General features: G+C 69.8%; 16 protein-coding genes. 10 read left to right on the top strand and 6 right to left on the bottom strand.

Features of this window, described 5'->3' with window-relative positions; all coding sequences use genetic code 11:
• The first annotated feature begins 239 nt into the window (after window positions 1–239).
• Window positions 240–1709 carry an SAVED domain-containing protein gene (locus tag LZF96_RS23075; RefSeq protein WP_233876165.1) on the top strand — a complete coding sequence of 490 codons (1470 nt, stop codon included), beginning with the start codon at window positions 240–242 and terminating at the stop codon, window positions 1707–1709.
• A gap of 46 nt (window positions 1710–1755) precedes the next feature.
• Here the strand turns inward: LZF96_RS23075 and LZF96_RS23080 are convergent, their stop codons facing one another.
• Window positions 1756–2103, bottom strand: coding sequence for a hypothetical protein (locus LZF96_RS23080; RefSeq protein WP_233876167.1), 348 nt, complete (start codon window positions 2101–2103; stop codon window positions 1756–1758).
• A 128-nt stretch (window positions 2104–2231) separates the two neighbouring features.
• Between LZF96_RS23080 and LZF96_RS23085 the strand changes: the two genes are divergently transcribed.
• From LZF96_RS23085 to LZF96_RS23105, 5 genes are all read left to right on the top strand, one after another.
• On the top strand, window positions 2232–2546 hold the full coding sequence (locus LZF96_RS23085; protein ID WP_233876170.1) for a hypothetical protein: 315 nt from the start codon (window positions 2232–2234) through the stop codon (window positions 2544–2546).
• Between the two features lie 595 nt (window positions 2547–3141).
• Window positions 3142–4116, top strand: coding sequence for a hypothetical protein (locus LZF96_RS23090; RefSeq protein ID WP_233876172.1), 975 nt, complete (start codon window positions 3142–3144; stop codon window positions 4114–4116).
• Window positions 4113–4697, top strand: coding sequence for a hypothetical protein (locus LZF96_RS23095; protein ID WP_233876175.1), 585 nt, complete (start codon window positions 4113–4115; stop codon window positions 4695–4697). Before LZF96_RS23090 ends, LZF96_RS23095 begins: the two co-directional genes overlap by 4 nt.
• On the top strand, window positions 4691–5971 hold the full coding sequence (locus tag LZF96_RS23100; RefSeq protein WP_233876177.1) for a ThiF family adenylyltransferase: 1281 nt from the start codon (window positions 4691–4693) through the stop codon (window positions 5969–5971). Before LZF96_RS23095 ends, LZF96_RS23100 begins: the two co-directional genes overlap by 7 nt.
• A complete protein-coding gene (locus tag LZF96_RS23105; RefSeq protein ID WP_233876180.1) occupies window positions 5968–6450 on the top strand; it encodes a Mov34/MPN/PAD-1 family protein in 483 nt (160 codons plus the stop codon). The genes LZF96_RS23100 and LZF96_RS23105 overlap by 4 nt, the downstream gene beginning before the upstream one ends.
• Before the next feature lie 343 nt (window positions 6451–6793).
• Here the strand turns inward: LZF96_RS23105 and LZF96_RS23110 are convergent, their stop codons facing one another.
• From LZF96_RS23110 to LZF96_RS23125, 4 genes are all read right to left on the bottom strand, one after another.
• Entirely contained in the window at window positions 6794–7915 is a 1122-nt protein-coding gene (locus LZF96_RS23110) for a hypothetical protein (protein ID WP_233876182.1), read from the bottom strand.
• Window positions 7912–10221, bottom strand: a complete 2310-nt coding sequence (locus LZF96_RS23115) for an integrase (RefSeq protein WP_233876184.1) — start codon at window positions 10219–10221, stop codon at window positions 7912–7914. The genes LZF96_RS23110 and LZF96_RS23115 overlap by 4 nt, the downstream gene beginning before the upstream one ends.
• Window positions 10218–10946: a hypothetical protein gene (locus tag LZF96_RS23120; RefSeq protein ID WP_233876186.1), complete on the bottom strand. Its 729-nt coding sequence runs from the start codon at window positions 10944–10946 to the stop codon at window positions 10218–10220. Before LZF96_RS23120 ends, LZF96_RS23115 begins: the two co-directional genes overlap by 4 nt.
• A 189-nt stretch (window positions 10947–11135) precedes the next feature.
• Entirely contained in the window at window positions 11136–12110 is a 975-nt protein-coding gene (locus tag LZF96_RS23125; RefSeq protein ID WP_233876188.1) for a hypothetical protein, read from the bottom strand.
• Window positions 12111–12348: 238 nt separating this feature from the next.
• On the opposite strand from LZF96_RS23125, the gene LZF96_RS23130 reads away from it, so the two are divergent.
• Complete coding sequence (locus LZF96_RS23130) at window positions 12349–15969, top strand: Helicase associated domain protein (RefSeq protein ID WP_233876191.1); 3621 nt, start codon at window positions 12349–12351, stop codon at window positions 15967–15969.
• 27 nt (window positions 15970–15996) lie between these two features.
• On the opposite strand, the gene LZF96_RS23135 is transcribed toward LZF96_RS23130, so the two are convergent.
• Entirely contained in the window at window positions 15997–16218 is a 222-nt protein-coding gene (locus LZF96_RS23135) for a hypothetical protein (RefSeq protein ID WP_233876193.1), read from the bottom strand.
• A 141-nt stretch (window positions 16219–16359) separates the two neighbouring features.
• On the opposite strand from LZF96_RS23135, the gene LZF96_RS23140 reads away from it, so the two are divergent.
• The 3 genes from LZF96_RS23140 to LZF96_RS23150 are packed head-to-tail and all read left to right on the top strand — an operon-like array spanning window position 16360 to window position 18823.
• The gene (locus LZF96_RS23140; protein ID WP_233876195.1) at window positions 16360–16692 is read left to right on the top strand and encodes a hypothetical protein; all 333 of its coding nucleotides are present in this window, start codon (window positions 16360–16362) and stop codon (window positions 16690–16692) included.
• A 12-nt stretch (window positions 16693–16704) separates the two neighbouring features.
• Window positions 16705–18234, top strand: coding sequence for a helix-turn-helix transcriptional regulator (locus LZF96_RS23145; protein ID WP_233876197.1), 1530 nt, complete (start codon window positions 16705–16707; stop codon window positions 18232–18234).
• Between the two features lie 16 nt (window positions 18235–18250).
• Window positions 18251–18823 carry a transcriptional regulator gene (locus LZF96_RS23150; protein ID WP_233876199.1) on the top strand — a complete coding sequence of 191 codons (573 nt, stop codon included), beginning with the start codon at window positions 18251–18253 and terminating at the stop codon, window positions 18821–18823.
• The last annotated feature ends 85 nt before the right edge of the window (window positions 18824–18908 follow it).

Consider the following 18908-nt stretch of genomic DNA (forward strand, 5'->3'; position numbering starts at 1 on the left):
TGTCATGGACTGGGCATCAAGTGTTCCCGACGCGTATAGAGCAGTGGCTGGGGGAGCGCAGATGCCCGCTCTGCGCCCTTGATCTTTGCAAGCTGGTCAGCGTCGGGCGGGCCCGAGAACGCCGTCGTTCAGCCCGACGGGCTTCCAGCGTTGATGGGCTGGGCGCGGGGAGGGTTCGCGGGTGATGATCTGCTCGTTGGCTGCGGTATGGCGGCCGCTCGAGTGGGAGATCGTGTTTCGTGCCTGACTTGCCTGCCCCGAGTTCGACGGGTGTTCGTATCGCCGGTGACCGGTACCAGTGGCTGATCGCGTGGCAGGGTTGTGTCACGGCGGTGCGTGACGCGGCGCTGCGCGTGCCGAACCCGGTGGTGGCGGTCGGTGTTGAGGTGGACGGCGTGGGAAACGTGGATGACGTCGTCTTGTACCGCGAGGAGCCGCCGCACACCTACATGCAGGTCAAGTACGCCGCAGACAGTTCCTCACCCGTCAACGAGGAGTACTTGCTCAAGCCAAGCGACCAGGGCGGCCCGTCGATCCTGCGCAAGGTGGCGCAGGCCTGGCAGCAACTCGCCGGGGACGGCACTCCGGTCGATCTTGCCCTGTTGAGCAACCGGTCCCCGGATGCCGGGGATCCGCTGATCTCACTGAGGGATTCCCGCACCCAGTTGCTCGCACCGAAGGCGGCGCAGCAGGGACCGCGATCGAAGAAGGGGCAGGCGCGCAGCCGTTGGGCCGCCGGTATCGGGCTGAGCGAGGACAGGCTGCTGGATCTGTTGAAGGTGCTGCGCTTCGACCTGGCACGGGACGTGATGCACCTGCATGAGCACTTGCAGATGCTGATGTTCGCTGCCGGGCTGCGGTTCGATGAGGAGGCCATGCACGCCGGCGCGGACTGGGTGGCCCGCCGAGTCGCCGATGGGCAGCGCCGGCTGTCCCTGGCGGACGTCAGGGAGGCGATCCGGTCTCTGCGTCTGGAGGCCGGCACGTCACGGGCGGTGCTTTCCGTCGCCACTTTGAAACCGGACCCGATGGCGGAGGACGCCGACTACACGGTGGACTGGGCGGACCGCTTCGGAGGCGCCTCGCCCTACGTGAAGCGGCGTCCGCTTGCCCCGGCGACCTGGGCGCAGTTGCAGGCGGACATCGAAGCGGCACCGTTTCGGATGCCGCCGGGCACGACCTCCATCGCCGTCACCGGCAGTCTGCGTCTGGCGCCCGCGTTCGTGGTCGGCGCGGCTTTCCGCATGGTGACTGGAGTCGACTTGGCCGTGGCCCAGCGCGGACAGGTGTGGTCGTCCGCTGCCGGGTACGACGCTGTGCTGGCCCCGGAGGTCGACGAGCACGCTCTCGGTCTAGGGCCGGAGCTCGCCGTGGCCATCGCGGTCGCCATCGACCCCACCGAGGATGTGCTGGACTTCCTGCGGGAGCAGCGTGTACCCGTCTCCCGGCTGCTGGTGCTGCGCCCGCCCGGTGGCGCCAAGGACAACTCCGTCCCGGATGCGGCGACGGCCAGCGCCCTTGCCGTCGGCATCCGGGATCTGCTGCGTCGTGCCTGCCGCGCGCATCCTGCGATCCACCTCTTCCAGGCTGGCCCGATGGGCTTGGCTCTGCTGCTGGGTAACCGGTGGAACCGCCTGCGCCCCACCACCGTGTACGAGGACGTCAACGCGCAGCAGGTGTATGAAAAGGCGTTCGTCGTCGACGCGTAAAACCCGCCGCCTCTCCACCATCACGCTGCCCGGGTGAAGCCGTTGTTCAGCGCGCCTCGTGCAGGTCGTGGGGGACCGGGGTGAGGCGGTCACGGGCCGTCAGCCAGCCCAACGCGACAGCGAACGGCAGCGGGCCATGGAAGAACAGCAGCTCCTCCACCGGGGTGGCGTCGCCGAGTTGCGCTGTCCACTGCCGGCGTGACGTCTGCCAGCACTCCCATATGTGGGTGGTGACGGCGGCATGGAGCGCGGAGTCGTCGGGCAGGTAGGCGTTGCCGGTGTCGATGACGAGGTAGGCGCCGCACGGGCTGTTCGCACCGGTGGTGCCCTCGGGCGGGAGGTGGTAGCCGTGTTGGTGTCCCGGCCCGTGGGCGACCTGACCGGTCGTTGCCACGTGGCGGGCGTCGTCGACCATGGAAGCGGCCGATGCCAGACGGACGATCAGCGCGACCCGGTGGCGTTCTGTCCGGGAACTCGTGGGATCTCCACGAGCTGCGGAGGACCGGAGGCGGCAGATGCCAGGTGGTGGCAGAGCCGGCCGTGCTGGCGGAGGCCGAGTTCGGCGCGCAGCGCACTGCCGAGGCTGACTCCGGACTGCGTTTCGTCGGTCAGGCGTCGCCCCAGAAGGAATCCGTCGTGCAGGTGGGCGAGCACGTAGAGCACGACCTCGGGATCCGCTGCTCCCGCTGCCCGGAGTTCCTCGATCTGGGCGTCGACGAGCCGGGCGACGAAGTCGACGACGTCCGATCGGTGTGGGGCGGAGGGCTCGCCTGGCCACAGGACCGCGCGGTCGACGACCAGCGTCGTGCTGTGCGCTTGGCGGGAGGCATGCCTTGAAGGCCACGACCCGCGAGGCCCGCGTGTGGCGTGCCGGATACAGGCTGATCACCACGCCGAAGCCGCGCGGGCGCTGCAGTCCCCATCCCACGACGACCAAGGCCAGCGCACCGGCGAAGACCACGGCGAACACCCACGGCCGGCTGGTCAACTGCTCCAGGATGTTCGGCACGACACCAAGCGCGACGGCCGTGCTTGCTGCCATCACCATCGTGCCGCCGCCTTCCCGGGACAGTGCAAGCCGCCTCAAGTGCCCGAGCCATCTCATGCCCAACCCCCCAACTCTTCGGTCGGAATGCGCTCTTCTGGGAGCGCACTGCGTGCGATCCTGCTCTGCGGGGCGAGCGTTCCATGCCTGCCGGGGCAGATTCCTGACCGCCCCGACGCGCTGCCCCCGGCAGCCGGATCGGCGACAGGCACGGGACAGCACCTCACCCTGAAGATCAATGCGGTTTGATCCGAAGGGCGTTGTCAGTGGGGGCCCGTACCGTGGCAACGAGCAGCCATCGAACGTCCTTTTTCGGCCGCGCACCACAGAGGTGCCGCGTCCGGGGCGTGCACCGGGCTGAACGGCGAGCCCGAGGAGGCACACCGCATGAGGATCGACGAGGCATTCGACGCGCTGCAGAAGACCGTCGACGAGGACATTGAGAAAACGAGGCTGGCCCGCGGGCGCCGGGACCTGTTCAAGGAGGCGCTGCTGAAAGAGCCCGACGTCCTCGAGACGTTCGGATCGGGCTCCTTGAGCCGCAGCACGCAGCTCAAGCCCATCCACGACGTCGACATCGTGGTCGTCTACGACCCGGACGAGCACCCTGAGTGGGGGAGCAGCGGGCCGAGCGCGGAGGAGGCCCTCGAGCACATCCGCTCCCAGGTCAACCGGCTGCTGAGCCAGAACAAAGGCACCCACGCCACCGTGGTCCGACACACCCTGCTGCGCAACCACGCTGTCAAGTGCTTCCTCGACGACCCCGACGACCCGGAGGCCTTCACTGTCGACGTGATGACCGCGCTGCGGCAGCCCGACAACTCGCTGCTCATACCCGAGAAGCTCAGCGCCAGGTGGGTGCCGGCCAACCCCGAATACCTGATCGAACTGGTCGCCGAACACCAGCGTTCCTGGTCATACTTCCGGCCGCTGGTCAGGCTGCTCAAGCAGTGGCGGCTCGACGCACCGGTCGAGGGACGCGTCAAGTCCCTCGTCATGGAGGTCCTCGCCCTGCAGTGCCTACCCATGTCCGGCAACCGCTCCCAGGGGTTGAAGACGTTCTTCACCGCCGCCGCGACCCGGGTCAACGAGGGCGTGTGGGACCCGGCCGGTCTGTGCGGCGAGGTCCAGCCCGACCTGGACCGCCAGGGCCTGTCGGCTGCGTTCGCCAATGCCGCGGACCTGGCGGACCAGGCCTGCGCGGCGGCGGCCGAAGGCGACATCGACGAGGCGTTGCGACTGTGGCAGGAGATCTTCGGCGAGGACTTCCCGGCGCCCGCCCCTGCCTCCAAGACCACCTCGCTGATCGGCGCGCCCGCGCTCATCACTCCCCGCCCTATCAAGGACGCACCCCAGGGATGACGACCGCACCTGCTCGCAGCACCCGCACTTCCATCACCTGGTGGGAGTGCGAACCACGCCGACTGCGACGAGACCAGGAGGAGATCCCCGCCCACTTTCCCCACCTCGTCTTCAGCGACGAGGGAGCGGGAGGATGGGAGGGCATGCTGCCCCGCTGGCCGTTCGACCGGCCCGAGCCCGCCCACCTCGCCGACTGGATCGGCGAGCGCGGCCTCCGGCTGCGCCTGGAATACGGCCAGGCCTACCCCATGGTGGCCCCCCGGATCTTCCCTCTGGACCCGCTGCCCGAACCGTTCGAGTGGACCCAGCACCGCTGGCATGTCAACGGCGACTCCAGCCTGTGCCTCCTGCGCGACGACGTATGGACGGGCCGCGAGTCCGTTGGCGACCTGCTGCTGAAGGCCGCCGGCTGGCGGATCGAGTACGCGCTGATGAAGCACCAGACGATCGAGGAGATGACCGGCAGCGGAATCGTCACCGACAGTCGCCTCGACCACTTCCTGGCCCAGCCCCCGACACCCGCGGACACCACCGGGCACGGTGAGCCGGACACCGCCGGGCAGGACGGTCCCGCGTGCTGATCCTCATCCCACAGGGCGCCGCGACCAGACTCCGCACCGCGGGCCCATCGGGCCGGCTGTCGTTGCGCATCAGCCGGCCCGACGACCTTGCCGTCGTGAGCGGCATCTCCGACGGAGCGGACGGATCCATCATCTCGGTGGATCCCGCACCCGGAAACCGGCTGCTGGCGGGCTGCGACTCCCTTCCCACCGGCTACTGGTACCGGGCCACCGGCGAACTGCACGCGCTCTGGTACCTCCTGCGAGTACGGCGCGGCACGTCCTTGAAGCTCGATGCGTTCAAGGACGCCGTACCCAGCGGTTTCAAGACGCCGGGCGACGGCGGCTATGTGGCCATCACCCACGCCCCCGGCGGGAAGGACGCGTTTCCCGAAAGCGGTTTGCCCGACCTCCTCGCCTGGCACGTCACCCGTGCGGGCATCCAGCCGCTTGAGGTGTCGGTCGAGCCCGAAGTCACCGGGGTTCTGCAGCTCGAGGGCCACTGGCCCGTCGAAGAACTCCGTAGCACCCGCGTCATGTTGATCGGAGCGGGGAGTATCGGCTCGGCCACCGCGCACGCGCTGGCCGGCTACGGCGTCGGCCACCTCACCCTCGTCGATCCCGAGCGCCTCCAATGGCACAATCTCGTCCGACACACCAGCTCCCGCAAACACATCGGCCGCACCAAGGTCACCGCGCTGTCCGAGGAACTCACCCAGCTGCGCCCCGACACGCGCGTGGCGCCCCTGGCCCTGGACGTCATCGAGCACGCCGACCGGATCCGAGCCCTCCTCACAGACACCGACCTCGTCGTGTGCGCGGCCGACGGCGTGGCCGCACGCCGCGTCACCGGCCACCTGGCCCGCCGAGCGGGCCTCACCGCCGTCCTCGCCTGCGTCCTGCAGGACGGAGCCCTCGGCGAGATCCTCCGACTGCGCCCCTGGCCCCAGCACGGCTGCCTGACCTGTCGGCGGCAAACCCTCGCCGAAGCCGGCAGCGTCGACCCCGAGCCCGCTCTGGACGCCGGATACGGCACCGGCACGCGGCACCGGCCGATGACCGCTGTCGGACCTGACCTCCACCTCGTCGCCCACCTCGCGGCGAAGAGCGCCGTCGCCACTCTCCTCGAACGCGCCGGACACCCCGACCAGCGCCTGCCCGGAGAGCACGCCCTGCTCGGACTGCGCCGCCAACCCGACTGGGCCCCGCCCTTCGACCTCCACCGCACCACCGAACTGCGCTGGCTTCCCGCTACCCCACCCAGACCCGGCTGCCCCACCTGCGAAGAGCCATGACCCAACAGCCCGTGGCCGTCGTGCACCTCACTGCCCCGGCCGCCCGCGTGATCACCACCGAACTGCGCACGGCCGACCACACCACCGAGACCGGAGGAATCCTGCTCGGACACCACACCCGTGACACCGTCACGGTCCACCACGCCGGAACTCCCGGACCCGCCGCCGTACGCACCCCCACGTACTTCCTGCGCGATCTCGCGTACGCTCAGGCGCTCGCCGACGCGGCCTTTGCGGCCGACAGCAGCGTTTGGGTCGGCGAATGGCATACCCACCCCACCGGGCGTCCGGTCCCCAGCGCGCGCGACACGGCCACCTACCGAGATCTCTTGGACGATCCCGAGCTGGGCTTCCACAGCGTCATCGCAGTGGTCTTCGCTCCCCGGCAAGGCCGTTGGACGGGGGCCGCCTGGACCTGCCACGGCCGGCGTGTCGCCCCCGTGGAACTCACCATCAGCCCCGTGGACGGGCCGAGGTGAGAAGACCCGCCTCCCCGGCCATGGCGCTTCCGGCCTCCGTGCCGGCCGGCACCCGCGTCACCGCACGACGAACCCGCCATCGCCGCCCGCAGCCCTCAACCCGGCCGTACGCACCCGCGATAACAGTGAACTCACCGCGCAGGCTTGGGCCCGTCACCAGGTCCGCCCACCCAGGCCTCGGCATGGTCTGTGCTTTTCGGCAGAAGGCTCTATTCCCAGCCGTTTTCGGGGTCGCCTGAGACGACCGCCGATCAGCAGAACGGGCACTGCGCCTGGGCCCCGGGGAGTTGATACCTCGCGGCCCTGGGAGGGGACCAGGAGCCCCACGCCCGCGCGCTGTGCGTCACCATGCGCCGTTGGTGTCATCCTTGCCCGGCAGGTCGAGGTAGCGGGCGGCATCGTGCAGGACCTCGGGTGTGACCGCTTCGGTGCCATCGAGGATGGCGATCTGCGCGGCCATGCTGAGCAGCGGGGTGAGGTTCTCCATGAGCCCGTCGGTGATCTCGTAGAGTTCTTCGTCGAGTTCCAGGAGGCTGCCGGGCCGGTGGTGGCACAGCTGGAGTCTTCCGTCGAAGCTGGCGAGGGCTCGGGGCCATTCGTCGGGGTGTTCGGGGCAGCGGGGCGGCAGCCGGTTGACCCACAAGGTGGGTACGGGCCGCTGGCGCAGCGGGGTGGCGTCGCTGGTCCGGCGCAGGGCGGGGATGCGGGTGGTGCGGGCTTCGCGGAGGATGTCGCTGGAGCCAATGCCGCTCCAGAAGATGGTCAGGCTCAGTTCGTCTGCGAGGTAGTCGAAGAAGTCGAAGGTGGGCTGCAGGTCCTCGGTGCGCAGCCGGTCGACGCCGTCGACCAGGCATACCTCCACGTGGTGGGTGCGCATCACGTGCACGGCGGGCCCGGTGAAGTCCTTCATGCGCTGCACGGGCCGGCTGTCGGTGTCTGCGCGGTAGAGGTCCCAGCCCAGGAACGTGGCCAGGGCGGCGGACCAGTCGGCCGGGGTGCCCGGGGTGGGTGGGGCGTTGATGCAGACGACCGGGATGCGGGTGTCGTCGATGCCGTGCAGTTTCTCGCGGCGGCCTTGGTGGCCCATGCCGATGTGGTGCAGCAGGGTGCGTTTGCCGGTGCCGCGGTAGTCGCTGTCGATGGCGACGTGCGGGCCGATCTGGCGGCGCTCGCCGTTTCGCCGGAGCATCCGCCGTGCCAGGTGCAGTCCGCGCTCGATGTCAGTGGTTTCGATCAGGCCGAGGTCGGCGTGGTAGCGGACGCGGGGATCGTTCTCCCGTGCCTCCTCGCTGTCGGCGCAGGAGGGGTCTTGCGGCGGCAGTGGAACCAGGGGCGGGGGCTGGAAGGGCGGTTGCCGCAGGCGGGTGCGCCACCCCAGCAGGGTGGTCGGCGGACCGGCGAGGTCGGGGGCCGGCGGGGCTGGGGGAGCGGGCGGGGACTGCGGATCACGTACCGGTGCTTTCAACGATCCTGTCCTTGCTGGCCACTTGGGCCGTTCTCACCGTCGGCGGGCGGATTGAGTTCGGGCAGTGAGGCGAGGAAGGCATCGACGCTCTGTGCGCTGTCCTGGGCGGACTCGCCGGCGGTGAACAGTTGTGCAGCGGGGCGGTCGAGGCGGCGGAAAGGCCGTACCGATTGTGGATCCAGCGGCGGCATCCCGGCGGCATAGGGCTCTTTGGGCGCCACCGGCCGGAGGCGGGGCGCGGGCAGGGAACGGGCGGAGACAGCGGGCATGTCATCGGGCCCGGGCCCGTCGGTGGCTGTGGACAGCAGACGCTGCGTGGCCCGGGCGATGGCGGCCTCGTCGTGGCGGCGGCCGCCGGCGGCGAGATGGACCTGCAGCCCTTGCTCCCAACTCTCTTCGGTCCATCGGTCGCGTAGGAGGCGCCGGTGGATGAAGGGCACCTCCACCCACGGGTCGCCGTCTGGGTCGGCCCGATGGTCGAACAGCCAGGCGACCTCGGGCTGGTTGGGGGAGTAGTGCACCTCCCAGCGTCCCTGGAAGGCCGCGAGCCCGGACGAGCCGCGGAAGGGATCCAGGGTCCCCTTGTCCAGGTTGTAGGTGCGGTTGTTGATCTGGAAGCCCTTGCGGTTGATGCGCACCCACACGGTCGGTAGCAGCTTGCGGTTCTCGCCCTCGGTCAGCGCCGTGGCCCGATAGCCGCGCAGCGAGATCAGCGCCGCGTACATCTGGTTCGGGGTGAGCTTCAGTCCCGGGGTGAACGGGCTGCGCAGCGCGCCGTGCGGGGTCTGCTGCCAGTGCAGCGCCACCCATTGGTCGAACAGTTCCTGCAGCCGGGCGATCGTCCACAGCGGCTGCTTGCGGACGTGTTTGCCGCGCAGGTCCAGACGGTGGTGGGTGTAGGAGGCCAGGTGCTGGCTGAAGCCGGTCTTGATCGCCAGCATGGCGCGTTCGACGATCGCCTTGTCGACGGGGGTGCGCAGCCGGGCCTCGCGCACCTCGATGCCCAGGGAGTTGCAGGAGCGGGTGAAGTCTGCGGAGACGAACGGGGAGCCGTGGTCGACGACGAGTGTCTCGGGTTTGATGACCGGCCGGGCGGCCGCACCGGCGAACCGCTCATCGGCGGCCAGCAGTTCCGCGAAGGGAAGATCCGAGCCGTCCATAAAGGTTTCCGGGGCCCACCCCGGCCGTACCGGCAGCGGCGCGGTGCTCTGCGCCACGACCTGCACTGTGTCGAAGCTGCGGGTGGCCCGCCCGCCCAGCCACCGGCCCGCACCGGCAGTGCGGCGAAACCGCTTGGGCACGATCAGCGCACCGACGATGCTGCGGGTGGCTACATCGATCGCGATCGTCAGTTCCACCGAGATGACCTGCCCGTCGTCACCAATGGCCAGGACATCCAGTCCGGTGGTGTCGATCTGCACCAGTTCCCCGGGCCACCGTGCCGTGGTCGCCCGTCGGCTGCCGGGCCGGGTCACCGACAGCGGCGGGCCGGCCGCACGCCGGGCCGCGACCACATGCGCATTGTGTGCGGTGATCCCCAGACGCTGCAGCAGCCGGTAATACGTAGCCTGGCTGGGCAGCAGCGCAGACAGGGTGGCCGCATCGGCGTCGGCGAGTTCACGTGCATAGCGGACCCGAACCGTCTGCTGCACGCGGCCGATCAGCCGCGACAGGGTGCCCGGCGACAGCCCCGCTTCGCGTTCGCCGTCCAGGGTCTCCCACACCAGGTCGATCACCCGCTGGTCGACACGTCCGTGCGCGGAGGCGGCGCGCTGGCCACGCCGGTCGATCAGCCCCAGCAGGCCCTCCTTGCGCCAGACGAGGCACTTGCGCTCGACGGTGGCGGGTGAGGTCGGCCAGCCGGCTGCGGTCAACTGGTCGGCCTTGGTTCGGTAGCGCTGTTTGAGGGGATGCAGTTCCGGGTCGAAGGCGGGTTTGGGCCGGCTGGTCGCCGGCACGTTCGGGGCCTGCTGGTGCAGCACCTCCTTCACGATGCGCTCCCACCGGGTGACCTCGCGGCGCAGCGCGGCGGGCAGGGCCTTCAGCTCGTGCCCGCGGTGGGCGACCACCGTGCGGGGAGCCTCACGGCTCAGGACCGCGAAGTCCTTCGCGGACGTCAGCACCGGCTGGAGGATGATCAAAGGCTCGGCCGTGGTGTCCCCGACTGCGGTGAGGAAGACCCGCGGACCGTGAAAGGCGGTCACCAGCCAGTGCGCTCGGCTGAAGGTGATGGTGTCGCCGAGGGCCAGGGTGTCGGCGCCGTCTGATACCGGGACGGGCGGTGCCGCGTCGTGCGGTGCGGTCATCCGTCCTCCCCGAGCCATGCCGTCGACGACGGCGTCAGGAGTCTGGTCATGTCGGTGTGCAGCCGCCGTTTCCAGATCAGGTGATAGGCCAGGTCGATGCCCGCGAATGTGGGCAGCCCAGCCGCGCGCACTCCGGAGCGGATGGTGCGCGCCGAGGTGAAGTGCCGGGCCAGCGCCTCGGCATCGTCCGGGGAGAGCTGCTGTGGGCTGCGGGCGGCGTACAGCAGCTTCAGGTTGTCCAGCTCCACACCGTCCGGCGGCCGCATGACGTGCACCCGCCAGTCGGTCACGGCGGCGGCCCGGGCCAGCAGTTCCTGCCCGGCGTGCCAGGCGTTGGTGAGCTCCTCAGGAGCCACGCAGATGACCTCCCGCCGTCCCGCCCGCAAGGCGACGAAGTCCGGCTGCAGACTCTGTACGCAGCCGTCCCGCGTCCAGTGCAGCTCCATCGGCCCGGCGCTGCGCGCGGCTACCTCCAGATTCCGGTCCAGCAGCATTGCGCAGCGCTGCTGGCGCAGCGAACCGCACGCCAGCGACTGGCCGGTGGCCGAGGCCCAGGCCTTGGTGACGAAGGACCGCCGGCCCGGATACGGCACCGGCATCTGCAGGGGTGCCAGTTGCTCGAACGGCACCTGAGCGACCTGCTCCACCGGCAGTTCACGCTGACGCCCGAACCGGTCGAGATAGCAGACGGTGATCACCTGCTGGTCAAGGGGAGCATCCGGCACGCGCGCCCCTCCATCCGCTCGCTGCCAGGCAGGCCCGCCTCAGACAGACCCGTTCCATGATCCGCCGAGCAGGGTGGCGTCCGCAGCCACCGCAGCACCCGATCACCCGGATGAAGGGCCTAGTGAACGCCAGCCCGAAACCTGAGCAGTTGTGGTCCGCGGGCGGCAAACAGGCGCTGCCGCGCCGCCTCACACGGGCACGGACGGGTCGTTCCAGTCCCAGGGCAGACAGCACCGCTCGACCAGGGACTGCTGCTGTTCGTCGTCGGCGTGGATGAGTGAGGTCACCGGCCGGCCCGGCCCGGCCATCGGCGGCCTGCATCGGTGATGTTGGTGCAGCCACTGTGTCACCGGGATCTGCCACGTCCCGGACGGCAGCTCGAGCGCAGCGGTCAGCTGCGCCAGGCGCTCCAGCAGTTGCGCCTCGGCCGCTGTCCACGGCCCGCCGGGTCGCATCGCGCGCTGCCGCTCGTAGTCCAGCAGCGCACGTGCCACCGCGACGGCCTCCGGGTACATCCACAGCCAGGCCGACTCTAGGTCGCCCTCCGGCAGCCCGGCGCGGTGTGCTCGCCGTGCCCAGCATTTCACGACCTTCGTGCGCCACCACCAGCCGGTGATCGCGAACGCGTCCGCAACCAGGTACGCCCCGATGGGGCCGTGCCGACGTTCGAACCGCTGGTGCTGCCGGTGCGCCCGCGCCACCTGCGCCAGCGGGGCCAGCTCCACGCCGGAGCCGGACTGACGGACGTGGGTGAACTGGCCATGCCGGTCGCAGATCTTCCAGGATTCGGGCCAGACCAGCCAGATCGGCCCCCACCCGCCGCCGCGCAGGGCCGCACACCGGCTGCAGGCCGGGATCAGATAGTGCTCCATCGGATACCACGGCCATTCCCACCTGGCCTGCTGGCCGGGTAACAGGTGGTTCGCGCGCAGATGAGGCAGCGCCCATTGCAGCCTCGGCAGTTCCACATTCAGCATCGCCGCGAGCCGCTCGGCGGCCGGAGCACTCAAGAAGACCTCGGCCAGATGCGGCTGCACCGCCTGTTGCCCCGGTTCTCCCTCGCCCAACTCGTCCAGCAGGAAGGCGATATCCACCCCTTGGGCCGCTGCCACACGCCACAGCAGCGAGCAGTTCGACTCGTGGCCGGCCAGCCGCACCGACACGTGTGCCAGACTCCGGCCCCACACCATGTGGCCCTCCATCCTGCACACAGATCGGCCCCGCGTAGCCGCCACCTGTGCTGTACCTGCACAGTTACCTCGCGCGTGAACACCGACAGGCCGGTTTCGTACGGCGGTTCACCTGATCGTGTGGCAACACCGCGGGCGGGCAGTGCGCGGTCGTTGTGCTGCGCAGTCTTCTGGCAGACCCACTGACCTGCCAGAACTGCGGAGTTGGCCCGTGCAGCTTGATCTTCCCGGCGGACGCCTGTCCAGCAAGCTGTGGACCCGTCAGCGTGATGCCGCGGACTGTGTGCTCAACGCGTTCGCGATGGGACGCACACGACAGCAGGTGATCATGCCGTGCGGTACCGGCAAGACCCACCTCGCCGTCCACATCGCCCACGAGATCACCGCCAACAGTCACAGCCTGACCCTGCTGCCCACCCTGGAGCTGCTGAACCAGACCGCCCGCGTCTGGTACACCGCCGGCCGCCCGGGCCGCTACCTCGGTGTCTGCTCCGACCCGCAGACCAGCGAGCCCGTCCTCGACGGCATCCTCACCATGACAAGCGACCCGGCGCGCCTGGCCCAGGCCGTGCGAGACGCCGACGGTCCGGTCAACGTCTTCGCCACCTACGCCGCGCTGAAGAAGCTCCGCCTGGCCCACCGTGACCATCAACTGCCCCGCTGGGACATCGCCATCGTCGATGAAGCCCACCGCACCGCCGGAGCCCGCAGCAAGGCTTGGGGCGTCATCCACGACGACGACGCCATCCCCGCCCGCCACCGCCTTTACCTCACCGCCACACCCCGCATCTGGGACGTCAACCGGGGCGTCGTCACCGAACCGATCGCCTCCATGGACGATGTATCGCTCTACGGCACCGTCGCCTACCGCTACTCCCTGGCCGAGGCCATCCACGAAGGCAGACTCGCCGACTACCGCATCGCGGCCCCCGAGATCCACCACCCGCAGCTGCGCGCCTTCCTGACAAGCCGCACCAAGCGGGGCGGCCGCACCCCGCAGGCCGATGCTGCGCGGGTCGCCGCAGCCCAACTGGCCCTGCTCAAAGCCCGCGAGGATCACTACATTCAGCGGGCGGTCTCCTTCAGCCGCAGCATCGCGCAGTGCGAAGCCCTCGCCGAAACCCTCCCGCAGACCGCCGCCGTCATCCCCGGAGGGCATGCCGACGGCCTGTGGGTGTCCAGCGTCCACTCGAAACAGTCAAGGACAGTGCGACGCGAGCGCATGAGCCACTTCGGGCAGGCCCCCACCGCGGGGCCCGAAGGCTCGCTCGCCGAGCTCCGCGTCCTGTGCAACGTCCGCCTGTGCGTCGAAGGCGTCGACTTCCCGCTGGCCGACTCCGTACTGTTCGCCGACCCCAAGCAGTCCACCATCGACATCATCCAGGCCATCGGACGGGCCCTGCGTATCGGCCCCGGCATGAACAAGGTCTCCACCTTGATCATCCCCGTTTTGTTCGGTCCCGGGCAGCGCCCCGAGGAGGCAACCTTCGGCACGCCCTACCACCTGCTCCACCAGGTCATGATCGCGCTGCGGGCTTACGACGAGCACTATTTCTACCGCCTGCCGATCAGCGGCCGCCGCCTGCTCATCTCTACCCCCGACTACGCCGTCCGCCCCGCCCGCGCCGTGGAGATCGCCCCCCACCTGATGCTGCGCATCATGGAGCCCGAACCGGACATCTGGGACGCCGGGATGGCCGCCGCCCGGGCCTTCCAGGCCGAACACGGACACCTCGACGTCCCCAGCAATCACATCACCGACGACGGGTTTCATCTCGGCTGCTGGCTCGGCTATCAGCGCGCCCTCAAAGCCGCCGGACACCTGCCTGCGGCACGCGTCGCCGCACTGGCCACCTTCAACATCACCTGGCGCCACGACCCGGCCAGCACTGAGGCCTTCCTCGAAACCGCGCAGGCCTACGCACGCGAGCACGGCCACCTCCTTCCCCACGACGCGCAGGAGACCTATCAGCGCCGCCCTCTCGCGCAGTGGCTCCTGCAGCAGCGCGGCCAGGACGACGCAGGCACCCTGCCCGACCCCTATCGGCGCGCCCTGCGTGACATCGACCGCTGGTGGAACCCCCACTGGTCCGACGCGTGGCAGCGCACTCTGGCGCGGGTCCGCGACAGCACGTCGCCGCCGCTTATCACCCCCGGCCCTCTGCCCGGCGACGCAGACCACGTAACCCGCTGGCTCGACCGACAGTTCGACATGTTCCCCACCCTGGCCAAGGAACAGCGCCAGCAACTGGCGGCACTGCCGTTCAAGGAGAGCCCGCTGGCCCTGGCGCTCCGTCGCACCCCCACCAACCACTTCGCAGGCGGCCTGCGCGCCGCCCGGCACTTCTACCGCCAGCACCACCACTTGCAGGTCCCGCCCGACTTCCACGCCGGCGAAGGCGATCGACGCTTCCCGCTCGGCCCATGGATCACCGACCTGCGTGCCCAGGCCCGCCAAGGTGCCCTCAGCAGCGAGGAGATCGCATCCTTGGACGCACTGGCCATGGAGTGGACACCGGCTTCCCAGCGCGCACAGACGCCGTTGGCACCGCTTCCATCAGCACAGACCCCCGCTGTCGTCACGAGCAATCCCGCGGCTGGGGAGGAACCGGCTCTCCAGGACATTGCCGCGTTGGTGGGTGCGCACGACCCCGTGTTTTGGACGGCCGAGAGCGAGCCGCCACCGGGCCTGGCCCCGATGATCTTCGGCGGGGGCGGCCACCGGACGCTGATCAGCATGCCCGCCGGAGCAGGCAAGACCACCACCATCGCGTCCGCCGTGCTTGAACTCGCCCCGGAAACCTGCCTGATCCTCGGCCCGGATGTGCTCTACCTCCGCAAAGTCGCCGCCACCTGGCGGAAAGTGGGCGACAGGACGCAGGCGGGCCTGGGCTTCGGCCCGCACGGCGGTGCCCGTCTGTCGAGCGCTGCCGATCTGGCCGACTGGATCAGACAGCAGCCGCCCGGAGCGCTGGTGTTCGCCCGCTACGCAGATGCCCGGCTGGTCGCCGACAGCCACCGTCGCCACGACCTGCCTGCCTGGGGACACCTCGTCGTCGAAGAAGCGCACCGCACGGCAGAGGGCATCATCACGCCGGAACACCCCTATGCCGGCATCCACTACGACGACCGCATCCTGGCCCGGCGGCGCATCTATCTGACGGCCACTCCACGCATCCCCCGCCAGATGGCACCCGGACTCAAGGCGCGCGACGTGGACTGGGCGGTTCACATGCCTGCACAAAAGATCTTCGGGAGTCACATCGTCCCGACGAGCCGGCAGGCGCTGGAGGACGAAGACCTGCTGGCGCCCTGCCAGCTGGAGGTGGTCCGCGTCCGCAGAAACCCCGCCTCGCGGCGTCCGCGGCAATGGTCCACCGAAGCCAACGCAACCGCGCAGATCATCGAACGGCTCCGGCTGCGCCGTGTCGCGGTCGTACTGGCCACGAGGGACGAGGCCCAGAAGTTCGGCATACAGCTGGCGGTGGACATGCTCGACGCAGCGATCCTCCTGGAGGGCGACCCGCCGGCAGGGCGGTACGCACACGACCAGCCGGTCATCCGCTGCGTATACAGGAGTTACAACCCGTTGCCCCGCGACCTCGACGCCATCGTGCTGCCGGACCCCAACTGCACCGCCACACAACTCGTCAACGTCCTGCGCCCGCTCATGGCACAAGACGTACGGCGTGTGGCCCGCACCAGGGTCCTCGTGCCGCACGCCGTGGACAGCGATGATGACCCGCCGAGCGACCAGTCCCTCCTCGTCCAGCGCGTCACCGCCGCCTTCTGGGCGCACGACCCCACAGAGCCCATCGCCCCACCGCGCTGAGCAGGGCCGTGACACCTGTCGTCCCCATCACCCCCGCCGCCTCCATCGACCCACGCCGGGGTGAGTGACTTCGCTCGGTGGGGCGGAGACGAGGATCCCCAGTGGGGTCTCGCCGCCGCATTCGCTGCTGCGGCGGATGTTCGCGTCGGGGGTGAACCGCAGGCGGACCAGCTCGGCGCGGGGTGTGCCGCACGGGGTGCAGGTGCCCTCGCGGACGCCGCGCAGTACCTCGGCGTGGGCCTTGGCCATGTGTCTCCTTGGTTGCCTGGGCGGCGGTGGGCTCGTCGGTCCGTCGATCAGTCCGATAACTCTTCAACTTGTTGCGAAGTCTCCCAGTCGCTGATAACTTTGCAACAAGTTAAAGAGTTCGCTAGTGGGAGGGTGGACGGGGTGCTGCAGATCCAGCTGGGAGCCGAGCGGCCCGCTGACACCGGCGACGGGCTGGGACGCGTCACGATCGGATGGCGTCCCGGTATGTCCGAGGACGAAGCCTGGCAGGCAGGGCGCGGCATCTGGAAGTTCAACGCCGACCGGGCTCTGTCCCAGGACGAGGTGCAGATCATCAACACTGAGGGCACGGTACTCGCGGTCGCGAGGATCACCGGGATCTCCAAGCACGGGGACCGCTATGCCCTCGAGGGCGACCTGCTGCGCGGCGATGCGCGGGTGGGCCGGCCCACGCCGAGCCCGCACCTGTCCCGTAACCCCGTCACCTACATCTGAGAGGGCGGATCGATGAGCGACTTCGACGCGATCGACTCGCTGCTCGCCTCTCTCACCCCCCAGTCCGCGCTCCCCGAAGCGCGGGTACGCCGCGGGCTGCGTGAGCGGGCCGGCCTGTCGAAGGCCCAGCTGGCCAGGACTCTCGGAGTGAGCCCCTCCACGGTCACAGGGTGGGAGACCGGCCGGGACCCGTCTGGGGAGCTCAGGACGAAGTACGCCTACCTCTTGGACGGCCTGGCCGCGAAACTCGCACCCCCCGCCCCGCAGCCCGCAGACGAAGCCCCCGCGCCCCCGCCCGCGTTGGACGAGAACACAACGTCTCCGGCACCCGGGCCGGCCGCAGACGACGACATGGACGACGTCGAAGCTCTGGCCGCGCCTGAGCCGTGTGTCCTGTGCGGGCAGCCGGCCCGCCACCAGGTCGCCGGTTTTCCCCAGCACCTCGACCCCGCCCAGTGCGCCAGCACAGCCCCCGTACCCGACACCCCCGCCAAACGGTCGGAGGGCCGCACGGCGAAGCCGGTAAAGGCCGTGCCCGCGGGCCGCCGTGCGCCGACCGCGTCCGACGCCGACCCGTCCGGCCCGACCGCGGCGGCCGTGGCCGAGGCGCTCGAGGCGCACGAGGGCGATGTGGAGGCGGCGACCGCAGCGCTGGTCAAGCGGGCGATCCCGGATGCGATGGCCCTGCTGGACGAGACCCGCAGGGGCGGCCGCTACGCCGTCGTCGCCCACCCCTGGATCCCGGACATCCTGCGCAAGCAGTCCGCGCGCGGCGCCGACCAGATCTGGGAGGCCCGCCCCAAGTGGAGCCGCCCCGAACTTCCCGCAGGCCGACACGAGGTGACGGCCCTGGACATCAACGGCGCCTATCTCAGCGCGCTCAAGACGCACCTTCCACTCGGCCAACTGGAGCACACCACCGGCAACATGCACGACCGCCGCCGCGCCGGCGTCCACCTGATCAACCCGCCCGCATGGGAGCACGGCGCGTACCTGCCCAACCCGATCGGCAACCGTGACGAACCCGGCCCCCTGTGGGTCACCGAACCCACCCTGCGCCTGCTGCTGCGCCTGTCCGGCCCGAAGTACGGCCTGTGCGAACCCCCCGAGATCCACGAGTCGTTCACCTCAGGGGCGACGGAGAGCCTGCTGGAGAAGTTCCGCATCACTCTCAAGGACGCCCGCGACACCGCGATCGCCGCCGACGACGAGGTGACGCTGGAGTACGTGAAGGCGATGTACTCGAAGTTCGTCTCCACGATGGGGGAGTCGAACTACAACCGGGAGCTGTACCGCCCCGACTGGATGCACCTGATCCGGTCGCAGGCCTTCGCCAACCTCTGGGCCAAAGCCCTCAAGGCACACGACGCCGGCCTGACGGTCGTCCGCGTGATGGGCACCGACGAACTCCACGTCGTCGGCGACTGGCGGCGTGTCTTCCCGGAAGGCCGTGGAGTTTCCGAGGTGAAGGTCAAGGACGTGTACGCCGTCGGCGCCGAGCCCGCAGACCCGGCTGCTGCCGGACAGACCGACGAGAACTGACAGGCCAGGAGTTCACGTGCCCGATCGCACCATCGATTTCGGCAAGTACGGCGCCCAAGGCATCAAGGGCCACGAGGCCGTCGCCCGCCGACTCGACGCCCTCGCCGACTTCATCACTTCTCCTGTCACCACCCGGCGCGGCCTTATGGCCCGTCTGCACTACCTCACCCGCACCCCTCACGCCCGCGCCGCCGCCTACGACGCGGGCCTGACCGTCACCGATCGCACCCTGAAGGCATGGCTGGCCGGCACCCGCAATCCCACCAGGCAGAACCTCGCCCGGGTCGAAGCTGCCTACCGCACGGTCCGCCGCCACAACGTCGCCCGCTACCTACTGGCGCGCCTCAACCGCGCTGGCCGGGGCACCCGCGTCGAGATCCACCCGCTCAACCAGTCCGGCGTACGTACCGCCCACCAGCGGGTCGTGGAATTCCGCACCCTCAACATCCGCCATTGGGAGGCCATCATCGACGCCTGGTCCACCGGCGACGACCGGGCCCTAGGCGACGCCTGGATCGAGCAGATCGTCGACCTCGGCTCGCAGTGGGGCCAGTACGAGTACGTCACCAACATCGGCTTCGCCGCCTGAACCGCTGTAGAGGCTTAGATTCGCTGCACGGTCTCATGTGCCGAAGCACGTGCACACCCGTGCGCCGGACAACGATCCCGATCCG

The sequence above is a fragment of the Streptomyces sp. ST2-7A genome, assembly GCF_021390475.1.
Taxonomy (GTDB): Bacteria; Actinomycetota; Actinomycetes; order Streptomycetales; family Streptomycetaceae; genus Streptomyces.